We start from the raw sequence: 17,839 nt of genomic DNA, 5'->3' as shown, positions 1-17,839 counted from the left end.
TAACCAAAAGTCCTTATATTCGACTAGCAAGTTGCGCATTCTGTAAGAAATTAGACAATATATTTGAATATATTTTCAAATTACCTAATAAAAAAGAACTATAACATATACAAACCACGTCATAGTTCTCTTTATTTTAAAAACATAAAGTAATTGATTAATTTGTCTAGTTCTTGACTCAATGCCAATACTTTTTCATGTTGAATTCCATAATCCGATACTAAATATAAAAGTTCTTCTTTTTTTATTTCAATTACTTTTTCTAATTTCGCTAGTTCCATGTCGTTTTACATCTCTCCAAAAATAAAATGTATGTATTTCAGTATAGCCTACTTACATAATTAGTAAAAGTAAAATAAGCATGTAAAATCTTACATATTTGAAAAAATAATATACTACTAACAAAAAAAGAAACTAGATTAAGCTTCCTTTTACAGATTATTGACGTTCATTAAGAATGAATAACATACCGGAATTTTTCTAATGTTATATCTTTATAATTTGGAGCTCTCTTTATATGATTAAAATAACTAGCAATTGTAGCTGCTCCAAAATGCGCATGCCAAATATCATTTGTTTCTTTTTTGCATTGAGAAATAATTGAAAGGCCGCCTTTTAAAATACTTTTGTTTTCCATTTTCTTTCTCCCCTAATAAAAATCACTATATTTTCATCCTAAAGATGGTGTCAGTACAAATAAAATGTGATTCGATTCATCACTTTTATTCAAAAATCGATGCTTCACATTCGGTGGAATACGTACAACATCGCCTTCTTCTAAAAAATATTCTTTTCCCTCCAATTCCACGTACACTTCCCCTTTCATAATAACAGCAATCTCTTCCTTATCTTCATGGGAATAATGGCTTTCTGTTGTGTTTGCTTGTTTATTTAAATCCATCATTAACATTTCAATACGTGCTTTCATAAAATCAGGTGTTAATACATCATATACAATGTGATCATTGTTTTCCCGATATACTTTTTTTCGATCTTTTTTCTTAGAAATGAGCGAATCTGTATCAATATCATTAATAAAAAGTGTAAACAGCGGTACATTTAATGCTTTTGCAATTAACTCCAAAACATTTAAAGAAGGATTAGCATGTCCTCTTTCAATTTGGCTAATTAGTGATGTACTAATCCCTGCATACTCAGCGAATTCACGAATTGTCATATTATTTTTCTTACGATAACTTAATACTGTTTGTCCAAGCCTATCATGTATCATAGTAAAACTTCCTTTCGTCCATCATAATGCATATTTCATTGTCTTTGTGCTGACATACTAAACAAAGGCAAATAATCCTTTCCTATTATCTCCGGGACTTATATACTTACTTTTGTACATTATATCGCATTAAGTTTATTATAATAAACATTCTATCGGAGGAACAAACTTTGAAATCACCTATTCTTTCATATTTCATCTTATTTTTTGGTGTATTCGCCTTATCAACTTCAGCAATTTTTGTAAAATTGGCAGATGCTCCTGCGACAATCATTGCTTTTTACCGATTATTCTTTGCCACACTAATCCTGTTACCGTTATTACTATTTAATAAAAATAGTCGAAATGAGCTAATAACTTTACCGAAAAAACAATGGGCACTTGGATTCGTATCTGGGCTATTTTTAGCTGCACATTATGTACTATGGTTTGAATCATTACAATATACTTCTGTAGCAAGCTCTACAGTTATCGTAACGTTACAACCTTTGTTCTCAATGATTGGTGGTTATTTTTTATTTAAGGAGAGATTTACGAAAGGAGCGGTTATTGGTTGCCTCATCGCTATTTCAGGTAGTATCATCATTGGCTGGCAAGATTTCCAAATTAGTGGAGAAGCTTTATATGGAGATATTTTAGCATTTATCGCTGCCGGTATTATTACTGCTTATTTTTTCATTAGCCAACACGTTCGTAAAGATTTGTCACTTATACTCTATTCGGTAATTAGTTATGGAAGTAGTGCTGGCTTTCTTGGCATATTTGCTTTTACGCAACAAGAATCTTTCATCCATTACTCTACACAAACTTGGTTGTGTTTTATTGGATTAGCTTTCATTGCTACAATTTTAGGACAAACCATTTTTAATTGGTTATTAAAATGGATGAGTGCTACTGTAATTTCAATGAGTATTTTAGGTGAAACAATTGGCACTTGTGTGCTAGCGTACTTTATATTACATGAGACTATTTCTTTACAACAAGGACTAGGAATTACCGTTATTTTTATTGGTTTAGCATTATTTTTATTACAGCCAAATTCTAATGAAAAAGCATGACAGTATACTGTCATGCTTTTAACTATTCATTATGTACAATTAAACCATTCGGTCTAAAACGGCTCATCATAATTTCATTAATAAACTTTCCGTGAGCTTTCAAATTCCCTATCTTTACTCCCTCTTCTACAAATCCAAATTTTTCATATAAAGCTTTTGCTTTTGGATTCGTTTCTAACACACCTAGTTCTACTCTCTCTAACATTAACCAATTATCAGCCAGATCAAGCATCTTCGTAAGAAGTACTTTCCCAATTCCTTTATTATGATATTCACTGTCTACCCCAATGAATAGATCGCCTGAATGAGATCTTCGGCCCGGACTTTGTGTTAAACCTACAAACCCAACAACTTCTCCATCATATTCTGCAACAAATTCAAATTGATTTTGTGCTAAATTTCGAATTCTATTTTCCATAGCTTCTACACGCATGCTAGGTAGGAAAACCATATACGGTAAAACGTCATCCTGTATACATATACGATGAATTGCTCTAGCATCTTGTATTTCTACTGCTCTAACGTTGATCCCCATCTTTCTCTCCTCCATATAAATAACAATATATTTGTTTGTGTGTATTCTAGAAACATGTATGAATGACCTTCTCACTCGTATTTCTTTATGTCATTTTTACATAATTATTTCGATATAACACTTATTTTCCAAAAAGATTAACAAATATGGATTTGGTTAACTTTTCACCTCGTTATATAAATCAAGTAAATTTTCAATTGGAATACCATTTAGTTTCATCCCGACTATATTACAATTTTCTATTTCAATATTTTTCAGATTACTGTTACTTATGGTGCTACCTTCCAAGTCACATTTATCGAATAAAATAGGTTCCTTCTCATCTCCGAGACTTGTATTTTTGAATTGTACTCCACCTAAAGTCACCAAATTAAATTTACTGCCAGAAAGATTTAAATCTGCATATGATGACCTTCTAAAATTTATATTTCTAAACTTTGATTGACTTACATTGCAATTACTCATATTCGTATTCATTATATTGCTACCAACAAATGAACTGTTTTTTAAATTCACTTGATAATACCCTGTATTTGCTAAATTACAGTTTTCGTATTGACTATTTTTCATATCTTTATTTGTAACTACACTCGCTTTGTTTGAGCTTGTTTTTATTCTTTTCACGTAACAATACTCATCTTCCGATTCAAAAATCATTTGGTAGCCCATCTTTTTATAAAAGTGATGATTATTAATTTGTCTACTAGATGTTTCGAGATCCCAAATCTTTATGTTTGGATATTCCTTTTCTATTAATTTCATAACATGTGATCCAATTCCTTTTCCTTGATAAACAGGATCTACAAAAATACGATCAATTCGACCGTACGACTTACCAGAAATCGTAACTATTATCCCTCCAATTATTTCTTTATCCATTACAACTTTGAAAGAATCCAATTCTTCAATGGAATATTCCATCATTTCAACTGAAGAATATCCTAGTGGTTGAATGTTATAATCAATGACATCATCTTGTCCATATAGCCATTGTTTTGCTTCTGCATCAAATGTTCTTTTCATTATTTCTGTTAATTTCTCAGCATCTAAAATTGTAGCTTTTTCTATAGATATCATTGTTGTTTTCCCCTTCATTATTACAAACCGACAACTGTTGTGAATGCTATAATTATCAATTCACTTTTATTTTTAATGCTTTTCCCATTATTACATATGGAGTATCATTTGTACTTGGATGAAATGACTCCAATACATTTACCCAATCTAATCTTTCATATAACGAACGTGCTTTTTCATTGTTTACTTGTGTTGTTAAAACACTCGTTCTATTTGAAAGCCCTTCTAGTAATTTATTATGTAATTTCGTTCCAAGACCTTCATTTTGATATTGTGGGTGAACTGCTAACTCTACAAATTCAAAACAATCTTGTAACCATTCGTCTACTTGCTCTAGATGTAACGCTTCTCTCATTAATTGATTATAGTACTGTCCCTCCATTGAGCGATAACCATAAGTAAAGCCAACTACTTCATTTTCATCATTTATTGCTACTATACCTTTAAAACCTGTATATTCTATATGCCTATTCATTCGTTCGATCATTTCATTGAAATTTGTTTTCTCAAATACTTTACAATACAATTTTGCCATATCCCCAATTAAGATCTCATCTTTTTCAATGCTTATGAATTTCACTTTATTCCCCCCTGTTAAAACATTTATATCCTTATTCTTTTAAAAACAAAGAAAATTAATACTAATCACTCTCTTTACTATTAAACTACAAATCACCCTATATTTTCCACAATCACTTAGTATTAATGAATAACAGAAGAGACCATGTAATGTAAACATGTTCTCTTCTTTTATTCATTTTCAATTTTATCCCGCTATTTTCCAGGCAGTAAGACCCCCACCTCAAAATTCAGCGAAAGCAAAAAAGTTAGGTGGGGGTGGGGCTAATAATCAGTGGGGCTGAACAAAACCCCCACTGATTAAAGTTTCACTTTATATAATTAAAAATTAGATATTACTTAAGCCACTCGTTGCAAGTATTACTTAACTGCTGTAAATCTTCTATAAATTGACTCGCATCATATCCATCACAAACCGAATGATGTACTTGCAATGAAACTGGTAGCATAACCTTGTTTCCTTCGTTAAAATATTTCCCACAAGTTATAATTGGCAATAGAAAATTTTCATCATTATTAATATTAAGATTAAATCCAGTAAAACTAGTCCAAGGTATACTAGAAATTGGAAATACATTAGGCGGAATATTTTCTTTCGTGAAAAAACCATGAACACTAGCATAGCATCTCATATCGTCTTCATAATTCTTATAGAAAGTGCGGAAATCCCTTGAATAATCCGTCCATATACTTGAAAAAGACTTATCATCTTTATGAAAGATCGTATAACTCGGTATCATTTCCTCCCAATAGCCTAAAGCTCCTTCATCGTTAAAACATGTTCGAAATTTTTTATGATTATTTACTACTCTAGAAATTAAATATATAAAAACGGGATAAAATTTTATTCCCTTTTTATATACTTCCTCTAATAACATCGTGATATCAACATTAACAGTCATACTAAATGTACATTTCAACTTTAAATAATGCTCAAAATACTGCTCTCTATTCCAATCTTCTCTATCAATTACATGAAACTTCATTCTAATAGCCTCCTAAAATTTTCTTTTTATTTTAGAAGGCTAATTCCCTTGCTTTCACCATAATTGTTCACTCCTAACAGTTTACAATTCACCCTAATTATTTATTTAATTATATAACATATGTAAGAATCAATTCACATATTTCTGGAAATCCATCCACATACTATAGATAAATCAAATAAAATTTGGAGGATACGTACATGAATAACAAAAATATGAATAAAAAAGAAAATGTTACTGAAAACACTACATCTATTCAAAATAATAATACTGCAAACCTTACTATCGAAGAACAAGCAATGAACGGCTTATACGGAATGCCCGAAACAACAATTGAAGATGCTGATCACGCTGCAGCTGATGATTTGACTTCGAAAAATTAATTAACTACATTGAAAAAAGCCAAGGAAAATATCCTTGGCTTTTTTAACTAGGCATCCACCTTTTGTATTTCTTCACTCTTTCTTGAAAGTTTACCTGGCCAAAAAGCAAATCGGCCTAACACAACTGTAATTGCGGGTACAAGTAACGGTCTTACGATAAACGTATCTAGTAATACGCCAATTGCAGTTACAATGCCAAATTGAACTAATACTTGAATTGGAAGTGTACCTAACACTGCAAAAGTTCCTGCTAAAATTAAACCTGCCGATGTAATAACACTACCTGTTTGTATTACACCATTTTTTACTGCATCCAAGTGATTTTGTGTCTTTCTGTTTTTCCATATTTCTGAAACCATAAAGATATTATAATCTTCACCTAAAGCAACTAAAAATACGAATGCGTACAACGGTATCGCACCTTGAATGGCCGGCGATCCCATACCGTAATGAAGTAATATCCATCCTGCTCCTAACGCTGAGAAGAATGATAAAACGACAGTTACAATTAAATAAATCATCGCAACAACCGATCGTAAATAAACAAGTAATAGTAAAGCGATAATGCTAATCATTACTGGAATAATTACTGATTCATCACGTTCAGTAATTTGCTTTGTATCATATAATGAAGCTGTTTCTCCACCAATCCACAATTGCTCTTCAGCATTACTAATCCCAGCATCTTTTAATACTTTTTCTACATTACTTTTCAATTTAGGAATTTGATCTAACGCTTCAATTGAGTATGGATTTTCCGCTAAAGAAACTTCATACATTTGTATTTGCTTATTTTCTTTTCCCTCTTTTGGCTCTTTCACTGTATTTACGAAAGGAAATTTCTCTAGTTCTTGTTTAATAGGAAGCTCTTTTCCTTTCGTATCAACAACCACTTTTACTGGTGCTAGTTCACCAGCTGAGAAATGATCACTAATTAACGTAAACCCTTCACGAGAAGGCATATCCTTTGGAAACGATTCTAATAAGTCATATGTGTATTGAATACGTGGTACGAACGAAGCCAATCCACCTAATACAAACACAGTTAGCATAATTATTGTCCACGGTCTTCGGACTACTACATCTCCAAGTTTTTTACTAAAGGAGCCTTTTGATTTTTCAACTTTTACAGCCCTCTTTTTCTTTCTTGCAAACTCCTCATTCATTGAAGTTGTTCTCGGTATAAACGGGAAAAATGCAATTCTACCGAAAATTAATAATAGTGCTGGTAAAATCGTTAAAGCTGCGATTCCCATTATAAATACAGCAGCACTAAATGGTACTGCAAATCGATGAAAGGCACCATAATGAGCAAGTAATAATGTTCCTAATCCAAGTACAACAGTTAACGCACTCATTATTATTGCACCGCCAGAAGCTTTAATCGCAAGTTGCAATGCTTTATATTTACTTTCTTCTTCTAACAAGTACTCTCTATATCTCGAAATTAAAAATAGACAATAGTCCGTTCCAGCACCAAACAATAATACTGTCATAATTGATATCGCTTGGGCATCCACTTTAATCCATCCGTGATCAGCTAAAAAACCGAGTGTAGGACTAATGATGCCGTATGCAAAGCCAACAACAAGTATAGGTAAAATTGCTAAAATTGGCGAACGGTAAAGTAAAATTAATAGGACCAAGACTAATAATACAGTAGCCACTAACAATTTCACATCTGCTTGACTAAATAAACTAACTGCATCCGTTTGAATACCTACAGGTCCAGATAATCGAACATGTAAACCAGATTCACTTATTTTTTGTTTAAATGGATCTTCATCCACCTTACTATTCACTATTTTTCTAAACTCTTCAAGATTTCCTTTTAATATATCCGTACCAGCAGATTTATTAAAGAATACCGGTGTAACAAATGATGTACCATCTTTTGATGCACTTTTTGATAATACTTGCTCTGGAATTGTATCAAATGGTGGTAACGTTGATTGTTCTTTTAAAGGACTAGCTTTTAACTCTTTATAAACGTCTTGTATGAGTTTATAATCCTGTGACTGTAATCCACCATCTCTATACCATACTACTAACAGCGGATTCCCTGCATTATTCGGAAATTCTTTTTTCATAAGCGCTTCCGCTTGCTGTGACATAGCTGTTTCAGGTAAATTTTTCGGATTCGGTTCTTTCGTACTGTTTACTTGTGGTAACGTAAATGAAAGTAATAATGTAATAAGAACCCACACCGATAAAGTGATCCATTGCGTATTTCTCCCTGCTACAAGCCTCCCTAACATATGTAACGGGTGCTTTTTCATAAAAAACCCACCTTCCTTTTTCCCTCCATTATTAATTATATATACTGGTCGGTTAATTAATCAAGAGTGATTGAAAATTATGTTATAATTATCTCAATCATAAATGTCAGGAGCGAATGGATTTGGAACAAAAACAACGTCCTCTCGGAAGGCCGCGTCAAAATAAAAATACAAAATCTACAAAAGAAACCATTTTAGAAGTAGCAACCCGCTTATTTCTTACACAAAATTATCAAGTCGTTTCTATGGATGAGGTCGCAAAAGTTTGTGACGTTACGAAAGCAACTGTCTACTATTACTATTCAACAAAAGCCGATTTATTTACCGCTACTATGATCGAAATGATGGTACGTATACGTGAGAATATGTCTCAAATACTCTCTACAAACAAAACTTTACAAGAAAGATTATTAGACTTCGCTAAAGTTTACTTACACGCAACGATGGATATTGATATGAAAAATTTTATGAAAGATGCAAAACTGTCGTTATCTAAAGAGCAATTGAAGCAATTAAAAAATGCTGAAGATAATATGTATGAAGTACTAGAAAAAGCACTCGATAACGCGATGCACATCGGAGAAATTCCGAAAGGAAACGCTAAATTTGCGGCTCATGCTTTCGTATCTTTATTATCAATTGGGAATTTTAAAGATGAAAATCACAATCCTATTCTTGCAAATATAGATGAATTAGCACAAGAAATCGTTTCTTTTTATTGGAACGGATTAGATCATTCATATTAAACTGATTTGCTTTAATAAAAGAGCATGTTTGAATTTTTTCAAACATGCTCTTTTATAATTTATTTATATACTAATAATCAGATTATACTTCAATGCTGTTTAACAAAAAATTTCACTTTAACTTTTACAAATTTTGAAGTTGAACATTTATATTCTTCTTACTAAATCCCCCATGGTAACAAACTACAGATTCAATATGTAAATTTAAATACTTCTTCAAAGACTTCTTTGCTTCCTTAATATTTATAGTTGTTGGGGCGTGAATTCCTCCTAACATCCCATTCACACTATACATAGAGTCTCCTGCAATAAGAATTTTACTTTGTTTCAAATATAAACTAATATGACCCGGAGTATGCCCTGGAGTATGAAGAATTAGTATTCCACCGCAATACGGAAGTTCTTGCCCATCAATCACAGTATCACTCACTTTTCCTTTTGGTCGGTTCTCTACATTTCCGTCCTTCAATAAAGGTAAATCCCCCTCGATATATGGCTTATCTAGTTCGTGCGCATAAACTTTAATATTACTTCGACAGCGCTGCAACAACTCCGGAAGACTACCTATATGATCAATATCCTGATGCGTCAAAATCACGACTTTTAACTTATCAAATGATACCCCAACCTTTTCCATCTCTACTTGTATATCTTCAATTTGTCCTGGGAAACCCGTATCTATTAATACTGCCATTTCATCATCCCATAAAAGAATTGGATGAATAACAAATTCTTGAAATTCAAGTTGTAACATTTCTATCCCTTTAGCAATCTCCATACAGCCATTCTCCTTTATGTTGAAGTTTGAAAATATGTACGAGTAAACTGAAAATATAAAGTGAAACTTTAATCCGTGGGGGTTTTACTACCCGGCAAATAGCGGGATAAAGCACCTCTATCTTATAATATGTTTTGTCATCCCAATAGAGAATGCTTCAAACCCTATAGATTCATAGTAAGATTGCAATTTTTCTACACACATAAGTTGTGGAATAACCTTGTTTTGTTCACAGTGCTGGATTAATCGTTTCACTATTTCTTTTCCGATGCCACTAGACTGATATTTTGGCAATACACCAACTCCACAAATAACGCCTGTTATTACTCCATCTGATATGACACGCCCCATCCCTACTAACCTCTTATCATCAAAAACATAAATTGCATACCAACTTTGCTTACACATTCGTTCTAACTCGTTAACCGTTAATTTAAGAGAATTCCATCCTAAAGATTCGTATAAGGATAATAATCCATTAAAATCTGTAGGATGTTCACTTGTGTAGCGTATACTATTTTCCATGTAAATACTCCCTATTCTCTGGCTTGTTTATATTTCATAAAATTCCCTTTACACAAATCTGATCGATGTAAAAATAACTAGAACAAACTTCAATAAGAAAGATAGAATTCCTTCTCAATATAAAATAAAAAGAAGTTATCTCACTTAAGATAACTTCTTTTATATAAGACTCTCATTATATTATCAACCAAAAAATATACAACTGCATACGATTAGCACAAACAAAACTAATAAACCATTTGAGAAATAACCCATTAAATACTACCCCTTTATTAAATTATGTAAAAGATTTTATCATAAAATGATTTACAACTTAATAACTGAAAAAGACATTGTATTCATTAGTTATATACGTTTAGTAATATTTTATATTCCGTTATATTCTCGTTCCCTGAAAGTGCTTATCATACTCTTCTACTTCAGTTCATATAAGTTCAAAATATTAAATAATAAATCAAGAAGACCTCCACCTTACGAGGTCTTTTTTACTTATTTTCCAAATACACTAATTGATTCTTCCTCAATTACAAGTAAACAATTAGCATATTACATGATTTAATATCCCCATAGACAATTCAACTCTATTAATTCGGTTCGATCTTAATATCCCCCTTTTATTCCAAAAACTCAATAATCGTTTCACATACTTTATCCGTCTCCTCGATATCTGGGAAATGTCCACTTTTTTCAAATATAACAAGTTTACCATTTTTCAATTGTCTCGTTATTCTATAACTCATTCCTACACCCGTGTTATAGTCATGCGCTCCAACTATGACACACGTATCAATTTCTAAACCTTTAATACGCTCAATAAGCGGTAAAGATGATTTTGTTCCAAAAATAACTTTGCTCATCTTCCCTGTATTACTTAACTGACTTTCCTCCCAAAGACTCCGATTTAGCTTTGCAAATTCTTCATTTTTAAACAATAATCGATCTACAGCTTTTGTATCAACTATACTCCAAACTTGATTATACCTTTCTTTTAAAGGAATTTCTGACTTACTTATTATCAATATTTCTTCTTTCATTTCTCCTTTCGTTACTTGTAGAAAACCTTCTATCTGCACAGTATACATATCATTTAAATCATCTAACGATGGTGCTTGTAATACCATTTGTTCAACATTTTTTGGATATTTCAAAGCATACTCTAAACAAAGTTGTCCACCAAAAGAATATCCTAACAAATTTATCTTCTCTACATGTAATTGCTTTCTTAATTCCTCTAAATCTTCGACTAGAGTATTGATTGAGTACTCACCGTCATCTTGTGGTGCCTCACTTCTACCACATCCTCTTTGTTCATAATAAACAACAGTCATATTTTCTTCTAACCTCAACCCAAGTGTTCTTTCGAATACATAATGATTGCCACCTGGACCACCATGTACAATAATGAGAGGAACTGTATTATGAGCTGCCCCTGCAACTTTACACCAATGCAATACCCCATTGATTTTCAAATAGTGTACACCATCTTGCAACATTAACTGATTCATTTACCCTCTCTCCTCATCGCTCACTTATTACTATCTAAATGTATAAGTTCTGACCATTCACACTTTCTCCCTTTGTATCCTTTAGACACTATCCTCATTTATATGAATAGCTTTCTTATTCAAAAATAGATTTTTAAAAATTCCTACTCCCACAATTAATAAAACTATACCAACTAATTTATTTACTTGTAATGGAACACTCTCCATTCCAAATAATCCGAATGTATCAATGCATAACGCAACAACCAATTGAGTAATAAGACTAATTAGCACCGTATATGCTGGACCTAAGCTCTTTATTGCACCCATTATACAAATAATTAACCCGATGCCAAACAGTCCACTTACATAAAACAAATAATTTGTAGTATACACTTTAATGTTAATACTGTTTTCTGTAATGATATAAAATAGAATAGAACTAATGAGACCTATTCCAAGGACACATGTAGTCGTTAACCACTGTCCTACATTTTCATTTACTTTTGCATTAAAAACAGATTGTAAGCTAATTAATATTCCTGCTAATGTAGCTAAACTAAATCCAATCAAAATCTTCCTCTCCCTTTCATTGCTCATATATATTATCTTTAGCGACTTCCTTCATTCTAGAAAAATCTTTAATTACAATAACTCCATTACTCTTTTCAATTAATTTTTCATTATAAAATTTTTGTAATACCCGTATTACGTGCCTATAACTTACCCCTATAAAATCCGCAATACTCGTTACCGAAGTTGCATCCAAATCCTCTTTATACATATTCCCGTTACTATCTGTTGAAATTGAAAGTAAATAACTAGCTACACGTACTTCTACAGGATAAAGTAAATTAAGAGCAGTAAAACGAGTCGATATTTTTAATGTGTTCGCAATGTTTTCAAGCAAGAACTTCATAAATATAGGATCATGTAATAACTTGTTTCTAATAACCGTATTAGAAATAGAGATTGCTACAACATCTGAACAAGCTTCAACGACATTATGTGCTTTGCTATTTTGAATTAATTCAATATCACCAACAATGGCCAATGGATTGATAAAGCGAAGGATTAGTTTCTTCCCTTCAGGTGTAATCGTGTAAACTTTTGCTTTACCTTTAACAACAAAATATAAACGATCCATTTCGTCATCTATATTGCAAATAAGCTCGCCTTTTTCAAAGTGATTTAATTGAAAATAAGCTGTATCTATTTCTGAAAAAACCTCGAGCGTTTTATTGGTTTTCAAATAATGCCTAATTAAACCTGATCTATTCTCCATATTCATTTCTCCTTTCATTTACATATTAAATACAACAATACCTATAATCATTACTATCGTTCCCACAATATGATATCTCTCCATCTGTATCTTTTTTATATGAAACAGTCCTTTCATTTCAATAACTGTTGCCGTTAACAATTGAGCAACCATTAGTGTGCCAGCTGTCAATGTAACTCCTAATGAATATATCGCCATAGTTTCTGCACAAATAATGAATCCACCAAATGCACCAGCTGCTAAATATATTTTTTTCACACTCTTTAAATTTGTTACTTTCTCCTCTTTCTTTAATAAAAATACAGTTGTTGCAATAATGAATCCAATTAAATGGGTTATAATACTCGTCGACCATATACCGATATGTGAACTAAGTTTCGCATTAAAGGTACCTTGAAGTGTTATAAATATCCCCGCAAAAATAGCAAATAGAATACCTTTCAAAAAATCATCTCCTCATCCTTTATTTCTGACTTAATTAAAAACCATCATCCTATAATGGCAAAAGGACAAATGTCACATCACTATGAAAATAACTTGGAATGAACAAAAACACACCTCAAAAATGCGAGATGTGTTTTTCGTTATTTATATATAATGTTTTAAAAATGAAAATTACGCTACATTAAAAGATTTCTTTTTCATAACAAACTTTGCAAATAAGAAACGTACAAGCGGTCCCATAATAATTAATTGTAATGGATATGCCATTATGAAATTTTTAATAAAAATCGAAAAATAAATGGAAACAAATGAATCTCCTTGTAGTCCACCATGTAAATACATCATAGCCATACCGAAAAATGACATAAAGAACACCATTCCAATTACCATAGTTGTCGCCATTGCAACGATAATATTTATTTTTTTAGATTTATCAAATGGCAATATAAATACAATTTTTTTCGCACAAGGTCCAACGATACATATTTCAATTAATAGTGCAATAATAAAGCCAATTAATAGTTCTAATGCAATCTCTTTAATATAAATTGGTCCTCCTGTTTCATTCATTAGTAAATTGTAAAACGTCATTACGATAACCATCCCAAGGCACATCATCATGCCAAATTGGAGGTTTTCCTTTCTTGTTGTTGGCAAAATTCATCATCCTTTCTCTTTGAGTCTTTGTCATTATATCGATATTTGAAACCCCTTCGTAAGTGAACATTTTGTGAACAAATTTAAAACGTTTTCATTTTTTCCTTTCTGCTCAAATTCTCACTTTTACTTATAGAGGTTATATATATCGCAATGTTGAATTACTAAATTTAACATTGCATTACACTATTACTAGGAGGATAACCATGAATGAAGCAGAATTTTACGCATATCACATCGTAACAAGGAAAAAAATGCATATCGGACAAATCATTCCTTTTAACAAAAATCAACACAATACTCTATATCACTTCTTTTTTGAAAGAGAACAATTAAATGCTAGTGGTGAAGATGGCATACAAATTTTAAATAAACACTATAAAAATAACGAATTACATATAAATAATGAAAATACTAAAGTAGTTATGAGTTATATGGATCAAACAATTAGAGCAGTTAGAGAAACAATTGTAGAAATGGTTAGACTACAAGAATTCCCTGAATACCCTTCCAGGTAATCTTGCTTATATGCTGCTAAAAGCTATGAGGATGCTTTGAAATGGAGAGCGCTATTTGATTCTTACAATCGAGAAGTTTTACAGATTGTTAAACTACGAGTGATTGGAAGTTCTTTTGAAGGTGACGGGAATCTTTTACCGAAAGAAGATGGAATTCCTTTTTCTCAAAAAATCGAACAAGCTAGAGAGTATTGGAAAGGAAATATTAGAAATGAGCTTCCTGAGCTACTGATTAATGGAGAAATTGAAGTGGTGGAAATTATTGATGACTTTTCCTCAATTCATATTTAATTTCTAACTAAATCATATAGGATGGAGATTACAATGAAGAAAAAAGTGTACTTCAATCATGATGGCGGCGTAGATGATTTAATTTCATTATTTTTATTACTTCAAATGGAAAACATTGAACTTACGGGTGTATCTGTTATCCCAGCAGACTGCTATTTAGAACCCGCAATGTCTGCCAGTCGTAAAATTATCGATCGCTTCGGCAAAGGTAATATTGCCGTAGCCGCTTCAAACTCTCGCGGGCAAAACCCGTTTCCGAAAGACTGGCGGATGCATGCATTTTATGTAGATGCTCTACCAATTTTAAATGAGTCTGGAAAAGTTGTAACACCCGTGGTGGCAAAACCCGCGCATCATCATTTAATAGAAACGCTTCTACAAACGGAAGGAAAAACAACTTTATTATTTACTGGGCCCCTAACTGACCTTGCTCGTGCATTATATGAAGCTCCCATAATCGAAGATCAAATTGAACGCCTTGTTTGGATGGGTGGTACATTTCTTAAAGCTGGCAATGTACATGAACCAGAGCATGATGGAACAGCTGAGTGGAATTCGTTTTGGGATCCTGAAGCAGTAGCTCGTGTATGGGATGCAAAAATTAAAATCGACTTAGTGACACTAGAAAGTACAAACCAAGTTCCGTTAACTATAAACATACGTGAGCAGTGGGCAAAAGAACGAAAGTATATTGGTATGGATTTCCTTGGTCAATGCTATGCAATGGTCCCCCCTCTCGTTCACTTCTCAACGAACTCTACTTACTATTTATGGGATGTACTAACTACCGCTTTTGTCGGAAACACTAGCCTTGCAAAAACTGAAACGATTAATAGTATCGTTCATACATACGGACCAAGCCAAGGACGTACAGAGGAAACTACTGATGGACGACCTGTAAATGTCGTTTATGATGTAAAACATGATGTTTTCTTTGAATATATTACTGAATTAGCAAAGAAAGCTTCTATCTGAACCCCTATAAAGTGATATAACTTCAGATAATGAGCCCCAATTTTAGAAATTGGTTGTAACTAGATATTTAACTATTAAAAAGAGTATTGAATTAAATTTCAATACTCTTTTTGTGCAATTTAATTATATTTGATTAATGTAGTGTCTTACAGATTATTCATTTCATAACCATTGACAAAATACGTTATTGTTTCTAACTCATCTGCATTTAATTCTCTATCTAGCTCTTGTTTATACGCTGCCTTTATCTTCTCTTCATCGCCTTTATGAACTTCTGTATATGTTCCTACTGTTTTTAGCAAATGAATTTCTTGTAAAAACTCGTCTCGATTTATAGCTGTCCCATGAGAAAGAATATATGTCTCAGCATCAAATTTCTCTAATTCATCTATCAATTTAAACGTTTTTTTCGTCGTATAGTTCCACTTTGAAGAAAAAATATCTGCATATATACAATCTCCTACAAACAATATCTTTTCTTCTTTTATATACATAACAACTGAATCATGCGCATGATCTCCGCCCACATGTTTTAACACGCATGTCACTTCACCAAGGTCTAATTCCATTTGATCCTGGAACGTTAAGGTTGGAGGAATAATGTTAATATTTCTCGCTTTTTCTTCAAACTCTTTCTTGATACAATTCGCACAAAATGCAATTTCAGTACCCTCTTTTACGCGTGCGTCCAACGCTTCATCTGTCCATTCATAAGATACTATTGCCTGCATTTCTTTTTTCGTTTCAGCGTGCGAAATAGTTAATGCATTCTGTAATACAGATAATCCAAAAATATGATCCCAATGCCAATGCGTTAATGCTACAAAATCAGGATTCGATACATTTTGTTCTTTTAACATTTCTAAAAATAATTGTGCATGTTCTTCTGAATTTCCTGCATCAATCATTAACGTTTTTTCTTGTCCAACGACCATTCCTAAGATAGGTCTATCTGTTTCAGAAACAGGTGTCATATACCAAAATGAGTTTCCTATTTTTTTAATTTGTTGCATAACCAATTCCCCTTTTCATTTTCTCACTTAAAATTAATATATAAATTATAACGAATCACTACTTTTTTCTCTATAATCAAACACAATTACTTGGACTAATCTAACTTTCTTTTTCGTAAGCTAAAAATAAGGGAATAGAATCGGAGTGTGATACTATGGAACGTTTATGGATTCCAATGATTGTAACATTTTTTTCGTTCGGTGGATTACTATTAGGAGGTGCTGTTGGAGTAGCAACACGCCAACTTATTGAAGAAAAGATGCATCGTTTATACGCATTATGTGGTGGTATTTTACTTGGGCTTTTATCCCTTGAAATTATTCCTGAAACATTTTCAAGCTACGAAATGGTTGGGCCTATACTTGGTATAGCTATCGGTATTTTAGTTATGAACTTATTAGATAACTATTGTCACCATCCAATGATACATAAAAAAGATCAACAAGCATGGCAAACCTTCCTTTTTCTCTCTTTCGCTATATTTATTCATAATATACCGAGTGGATTTGCGTTAGGTACAGCTTTTATAAATCATAATGACTCTGCCATTCCCTTTTTAATAGCAATCGTCGTTCACCATATTCCAGAAGGATTAGCTTTAATTATTCCATTTCTTTTTACAAAACATAAATATATTTCCTTTTTATTAACGACTTTATTACTTTCTCTTATTCTCGGTACTGGCACAGTTTTTGGCATTTTGATGGAAGGAAAAGCTCTTCACCTGCAAGGCCTCATTATGGGAAGTGCTATTGGTTCACTTGGATATGTCACAATTCATGAAATGCTTTGGAAAGCTAAGAAACAGCTCTCTTTCCTTACATTTCTAATGTGGGCAACTAGTGGTTTTTTACTAATAACAGTGTTCACTTTATTCGCTGGTCATCATTAAAGTTGCTAAAGTGAAACTTTTGTTCCTCCCACACTGATTCTTGGATTACAAATAACTAGATAAATTTCTTACTTGTATATTTTTCCTTTTTATTCAAAACAT

General features: G+C 32.2%; 21 protein-coding genes and 1 pseudogene. 6 read left to right on the top strand and 16 right to left on the bottom strand.

The features are described from left to right. Nucleotides 1-131 precede the first annotated feature (131 nt). From MHB52_RS12430 to MHB52_RS12420, 3 genes are all read right to left on the bottom strand, one after another. The gene (locus tag MHB52_RS12430; protein ID WP_000417698.1) at nt 132-281 is read right to left on the bottom strand and encodes an aspartyl-phosphate phosphatase Spo0E family protein; all 150 of its coding nucleotides are present in this window, start codon (nt 279-281) and stop codon (nt 132-134) included. Between the two features lie 170 nt (nt 282-451). Beyond that, nucleotides 452-637: a hypothetical protein gene (locus MHB52_RS12425; RefSeq protein ID WP_000428905.1), complete on the bottom strand. Its 186-nt coding sequence runs from the start codon at nt 635-637 to the stop codon at nt 452-454. A 33-nt stretch (nt 638-670) separates the two neighbouring features. Beyond that, entirely contained in the window at nt 671-1,231 is a 561-nt protein-coding gene (locus MHB52_RS12420) for a helix-turn-helix domain-containing protein (RefSeq protein WP_000581041.1), read from the bottom strand. Nucleotides 1,232-1,401: 170 nt separating this feature from the next. On the opposite strand from MHB52_RS12420, the gene MHB52_RS12415 reads away from it, so the two are divergent. Then, the gene (locus MHB52_RS12415; protein ID WP_000841807.1) at nt 1,402-2,289 is read left to right on the top strand and encodes a DMT family transporter; all 888 of its coding nucleotides are present in this window, start codon (nt 1,402-1,404) and stop codon (nt 2,287-2,289) included. 22 nt (nt 2,290-2,311) lie between these two features. On the opposite strand, the gene MHB52_RS12410 is transcribed toward MHB52_RS12415, so the two are convergent. The 4 genes from MHB52_RS12410 to catA all read right to left on the bottom strand — a co-directional run bounded on the left by MHB52_RS12410 (nt 2,312) and on the right by catA (nt 5,466). Next, on the bottom strand, nt 2,312-2,824 hold the full coding sequence (locus MHB52_RS12410; RefSeq protein WP_000512622.1) for a GNAT family N-acetyltransferase: 513 nt from the start codon (nt 2,822-2,824) through the stop codon (nt 2,312-2,314). Nucleotides 2,825-2,980: 156 nt separating this feature from the next. Continuing rightward, a complete protein-coding gene (locus MHB52_RS12405; RefSeq protein ID WP_061664729.1) occupies nt 2,981-3,919 on the bottom strand; it encodes a GNAT family N-acetyltransferase in 939 nt (312 codons plus the stop codon). A gap of 37 nt (nt 3,920-3,956) precedes the next feature. Further along, on the bottom strand, nt 3,957-4,481 hold the full coding sequence (locus MHB52_RS12400) for a GNAT family N-acetyltransferase (protein WP_000668805.1): 525 nt from the start codon (nt 4,479-4,481) through the stop codon (nt 3,957-3,959). 334 nt (nt 4,482-4,815) lie between these two features. Further along, complete coding sequence (catA, locus tag MHB52_RS12395) at nt 4,816-5,466, bottom strand: type A chloramphenicol O-acetyltransferase (RefSeq protein ID WP_061664727.1); 651 nt, start codon at nt 5,464-5,466, stop codon at nt 4,816-4,818. Nucleotides 5,467-5,666: 200 nt separating this feature from the next. On the opposite strand from catA, the gene MHB52_RS12390 reads away from it, so the two are divergent. Continuing rightward, entirely contained in the window at nt 5,667-5,849 is a 183-nt protein-coding gene (locus tag MHB52_RS12390) for a DUF4021 domain-containing protein (protein ID WP_001060657.1), read from the top strand. Nucleotides 5,850-5,896: 47 nt separating this feature from the next. Here MHB52_RS12390 and MHB52_RS12385 read toward each other — a convergent pair whose 3' ends face one another. Then, nucleotides 5,897-8,128, bottom strand: coding sequence for an MMPL family transporter (locus tag MHB52_RS12385; RefSeq protein ID WP_061664725.1), 2,232 nt, complete (start codon nt 8,126-8,128; stop codon nt 5,897-5,899). Nucleotides 8,129-8,250: 122 nt separating this feature from the next. On the opposite strand from MHB52_RS12385, the gene MHB52_RS12380 reads away from it, so the two are divergent. Next, entirely contained in the window at nt 8,251-8,874 is a 624-nt protein-coding gene (locus MHB52_RS12380) for a TetR/AcrR family transcriptional regulator (protein WP_000436015.1), read from the top strand. A gap of 124 nt (nt 8,875-8,998) precedes the next feature. Here the strand turns inward: MHB52_RS12380 and MHB52_RS12375 are convergent, their stop codons facing one another. From MHB52_RS12375 to MHB52_RS12345, 7 genes are all read right to left on the bottom strand, one after another. Next, nucleotides 8,999-9,652, bottom strand: coding sequence for an MBL fold metallo-hydrolase (locus tag MHB52_RS12375; protein WP_000401478.1), 654 nt, complete (start codon nt 9,650-9,652; stop codon nt 8,999-9,001). Nucleotides 9,653-9,769: 117 nt separating this feature from the next. Then, complete coding sequence (locus MHB52_RS12370) at nt 9,770-10,177, bottom strand: GNAT family N-acetyltransferase (RefSeq protein WP_000431736.1); 408 nt, start codon at nt 10,175-10,177, stop codon at nt 9,770-9,772. A 614-nt stretch (nt 10,178-10,791) separates the two neighbouring features. Next, nucleotides 10,792-11,682: an alpha/beta fold hydrolase gene (locus tag MHB52_RS12365; protein ID WP_061664946.1), complete on the bottom strand. Its 891-nt coding sequence runs from the start codon at nt 11,680-11,682 to the stop codon at nt 10,792-10,794. A gap of 81 nt (nt 11,683-11,763) precedes the next feature. Continuing rightward, nucleotides 11,764-12,234, bottom strand: coding sequence for a DMT family transporter (locus tag MHB52_RS12360; protein ID WP_000579029.1), 471 nt, complete (start codon nt 12,232-12,234; stop codon nt 11,764-11,766). A 16-nt stretch (nt 12,235-12,250) separates the two neighbouring features. After that, nucleotides 12,251-12,946: a Crp/Fnr family transcriptional regulator gene (locus tag MHB52_RS12355; protein ID WP_000431596.1), complete on the bottom strand. Its 696-nt coding sequence runs from the start codon at nt 12,944-12,946 to the stop codon at nt 12,251-12,253. Between the two features lie 18 nt (nt 12,947-12,964). Beyond that, nucleotides 12,965-13,390 (bottom strand): DMT family transporter, encoded by a 426-nt coding sequence (locus MHB52_RS12350; protein WP_000676256.1) that lies wholly within the window; start codon nt 13,388-13,390, stop codon nt 12,965-12,967. Nucleotides 13,391-13,561: 171 nt separating this feature from the next. Continuing rightward, complete coding sequence (locus MHB52_RS12345) at nt 13,562-14,047, bottom strand: hypothetical protein (protein ID WP_002103059.1); 486 nt, start codon at nt 14,045-14,047, stop codon at nt 13,562-13,564. A 206-nt stretch (nt 14,048-14,253) separates the two neighbouring features. On the opposite strand from MHB52_RS12345, the pseudogene MHB52_RS12340 reads away from it, so the two are divergent. Together MHB52_RS12340 and MHB52_RS12335 are read left to right on the top strand one after the other, a co-directional pair. Further along, nucleotides 14,254-14,856: pseudogene (locus MHB52_RS12340) on the top strand (DUF2441 domain-containing protein). 21 nt (nt 14,857-14,877) lie between these two features. Next, entirely contained in the window at nt 14,878-15,831 is a 954-nt protein-coding gene (locus MHB52_RS12335; protein WP_001999745.1) for a nucleoside hydrolase, read from the top strand. Between the two features lie 146 nt (nt 15,832-15,977). On the opposite strand, the gene MHB52_RS12330 is transcribed toward MHB52_RS12335, so the two are convergent. Continuing rightward, nucleotides 15,978-16,844, bottom strand: a complete 867-nt coding sequence (locus MHB52_RS12330) for an MBL fold metallo-hydrolase (RefSeq protein WP_001186120.1) — start codon at nt 16,842-16,844, stop codon at nt 15,978-15,980. 155 nt (nt 16,845-16,999) lie between these two features. Here MHB52_RS12330 and MHB52_RS12325 point away from each other — a divergent pair, with 155 nt between their 5' ends. Further along, entirely contained in the window at nt 17,000-17,737 is a 738-nt protein-coding gene (locus MHB52_RS12325) for a ZIP family metal transporter (RefSeq protein WP_000440630.1), read from the top strand. Nucleotides 17,738-17,839: the final 102 nt, after the last annotated feature.

It is taken from the genome of Bacillus sp. FSL K6-0073 (assembly GCF_038006085.1).
GTDB classification, from domain to species: Bacteria; Bacillota; Bacilli; order Bacillales; family Bacillaceae_G; genus Bacillus_A; species Bacillus_A cereus.
Note: the sequence above shows the minus strand (reverse complement) of the source record. Positions and strands in the feature narration are given on the sequence as shown.

What these genes read in the sequence shown, in the direction of transcription:
- MHB52_RS12430 (WP_000417698.1), bottom strand. Translation starts at nt 281, where the DNA reads ATGGAACTAGCGAAATTAGAAAAAGTAATTGAAATAAAAAAAGAAGAA.
- MHB52_RS12425 (WP_000428905.1), bottom strand. Translation starts at nt 637, where the DNA reads ATGGAAAACAAAAGTATTTTAAAAGGCGGCCTTTCAATTATTTCTCAA.
- MHB52_RS12420 (WP_000581041.1), bottom strand. Translation starts at nt 1,231, where the DNA reads ATGATACATGATAGGCTTGGACAAACAGTATTAAGTTATCGTAAGAAA.
- MHB52_RS12410 (WP_000512622.1), bottom strand. Translation starts at nt 2,824, where the DNA reads ATGGGGATCAACGTTAGAGCAGTAGAAATACAAGATGCTAGAGCAATT.
- MHB52_RS12405 (WP_061664729.1), bottom strand. Translation starts at nt 3,919, where the DNA reads ATGAAGGGGAAAACAACAATGATATCTATAGAAAAAGCTACAATTTTA.
- catA (WP_061664727.1), bottom strand. Translation starts at nt 5,466, where the DNA reads ATGAAGTTTCATGTAATTGATAGAGAAGATTGGAATAGAGAGCAGTAT.
- MHB52_RS12390 (WP_001060657.1), top strand. Translation starts at nt 5,667, where the DNA reads ATGAATAACAAAAATATGAATAAAAAAGAAAATGTTACTGAAAACACT.
- MHB52_RS12385 (WP_061664725.1), bottom strand. Translation starts at nt 8,128, where the DNA reads ATGAAAAAGCACCCGTTACATATGTTAGGGAGGCTTGTAGCAGGGAGA.
- MHB52_RS12375 (WP_000401478.1), bottom strand. Translation starts at nt 9,652, where the DNA reads ATGGAGATTGCTAAAGGGATAGAAATGTTACAACTTGAATTTCAAGAA.
- MHB52_RS12370 (WP_000431736.1), bottom strand. Translation starts at nt 10,177, where the DNA reads ATGGAAAATAGTATACGCTACACAAGTGAACATCCTACAGATTTTAAT.
- MHB52_RS12365 (WP_061664946.1), bottom strand. Translation starts at nt 11,682, where the DNA reads ATGAATCAGTTAATGTTGCAAGATGGTGTACACTATTTGAAAATCAAT.
- MHB52_RS12355 (WP_000431596.1), bottom strand. Translation starts at nt 12,946, where the DNA reads ATGGAGAATAGATCAGGTTTAATTAGGCATTATTTGAAAACCAATAAA.
- MHB52_RS12335 (WP_001999745.1), top strand. Translation starts at nt 14,878, where the DNA reads ATGGAGATTACAATGAAGAAAAAAGTGTACTTCAATCATGATGGCGGC.
- MHB52_RS12330 (WP_001186120.1), bottom strand. Translation starts at nt 16,844, where the DNA reads ATGCAACAAATTAAAAAAATAGGAAACTCATTTTGGTATATGACACCT.
- MHB52_RS12325 (WP_000440630.1), top strand. Translation starts at nt 17,000, where the DNA reads ATGGAACGTTTATGGATTCCAATGATTGTAACATTTTTTTCGTTCGGT.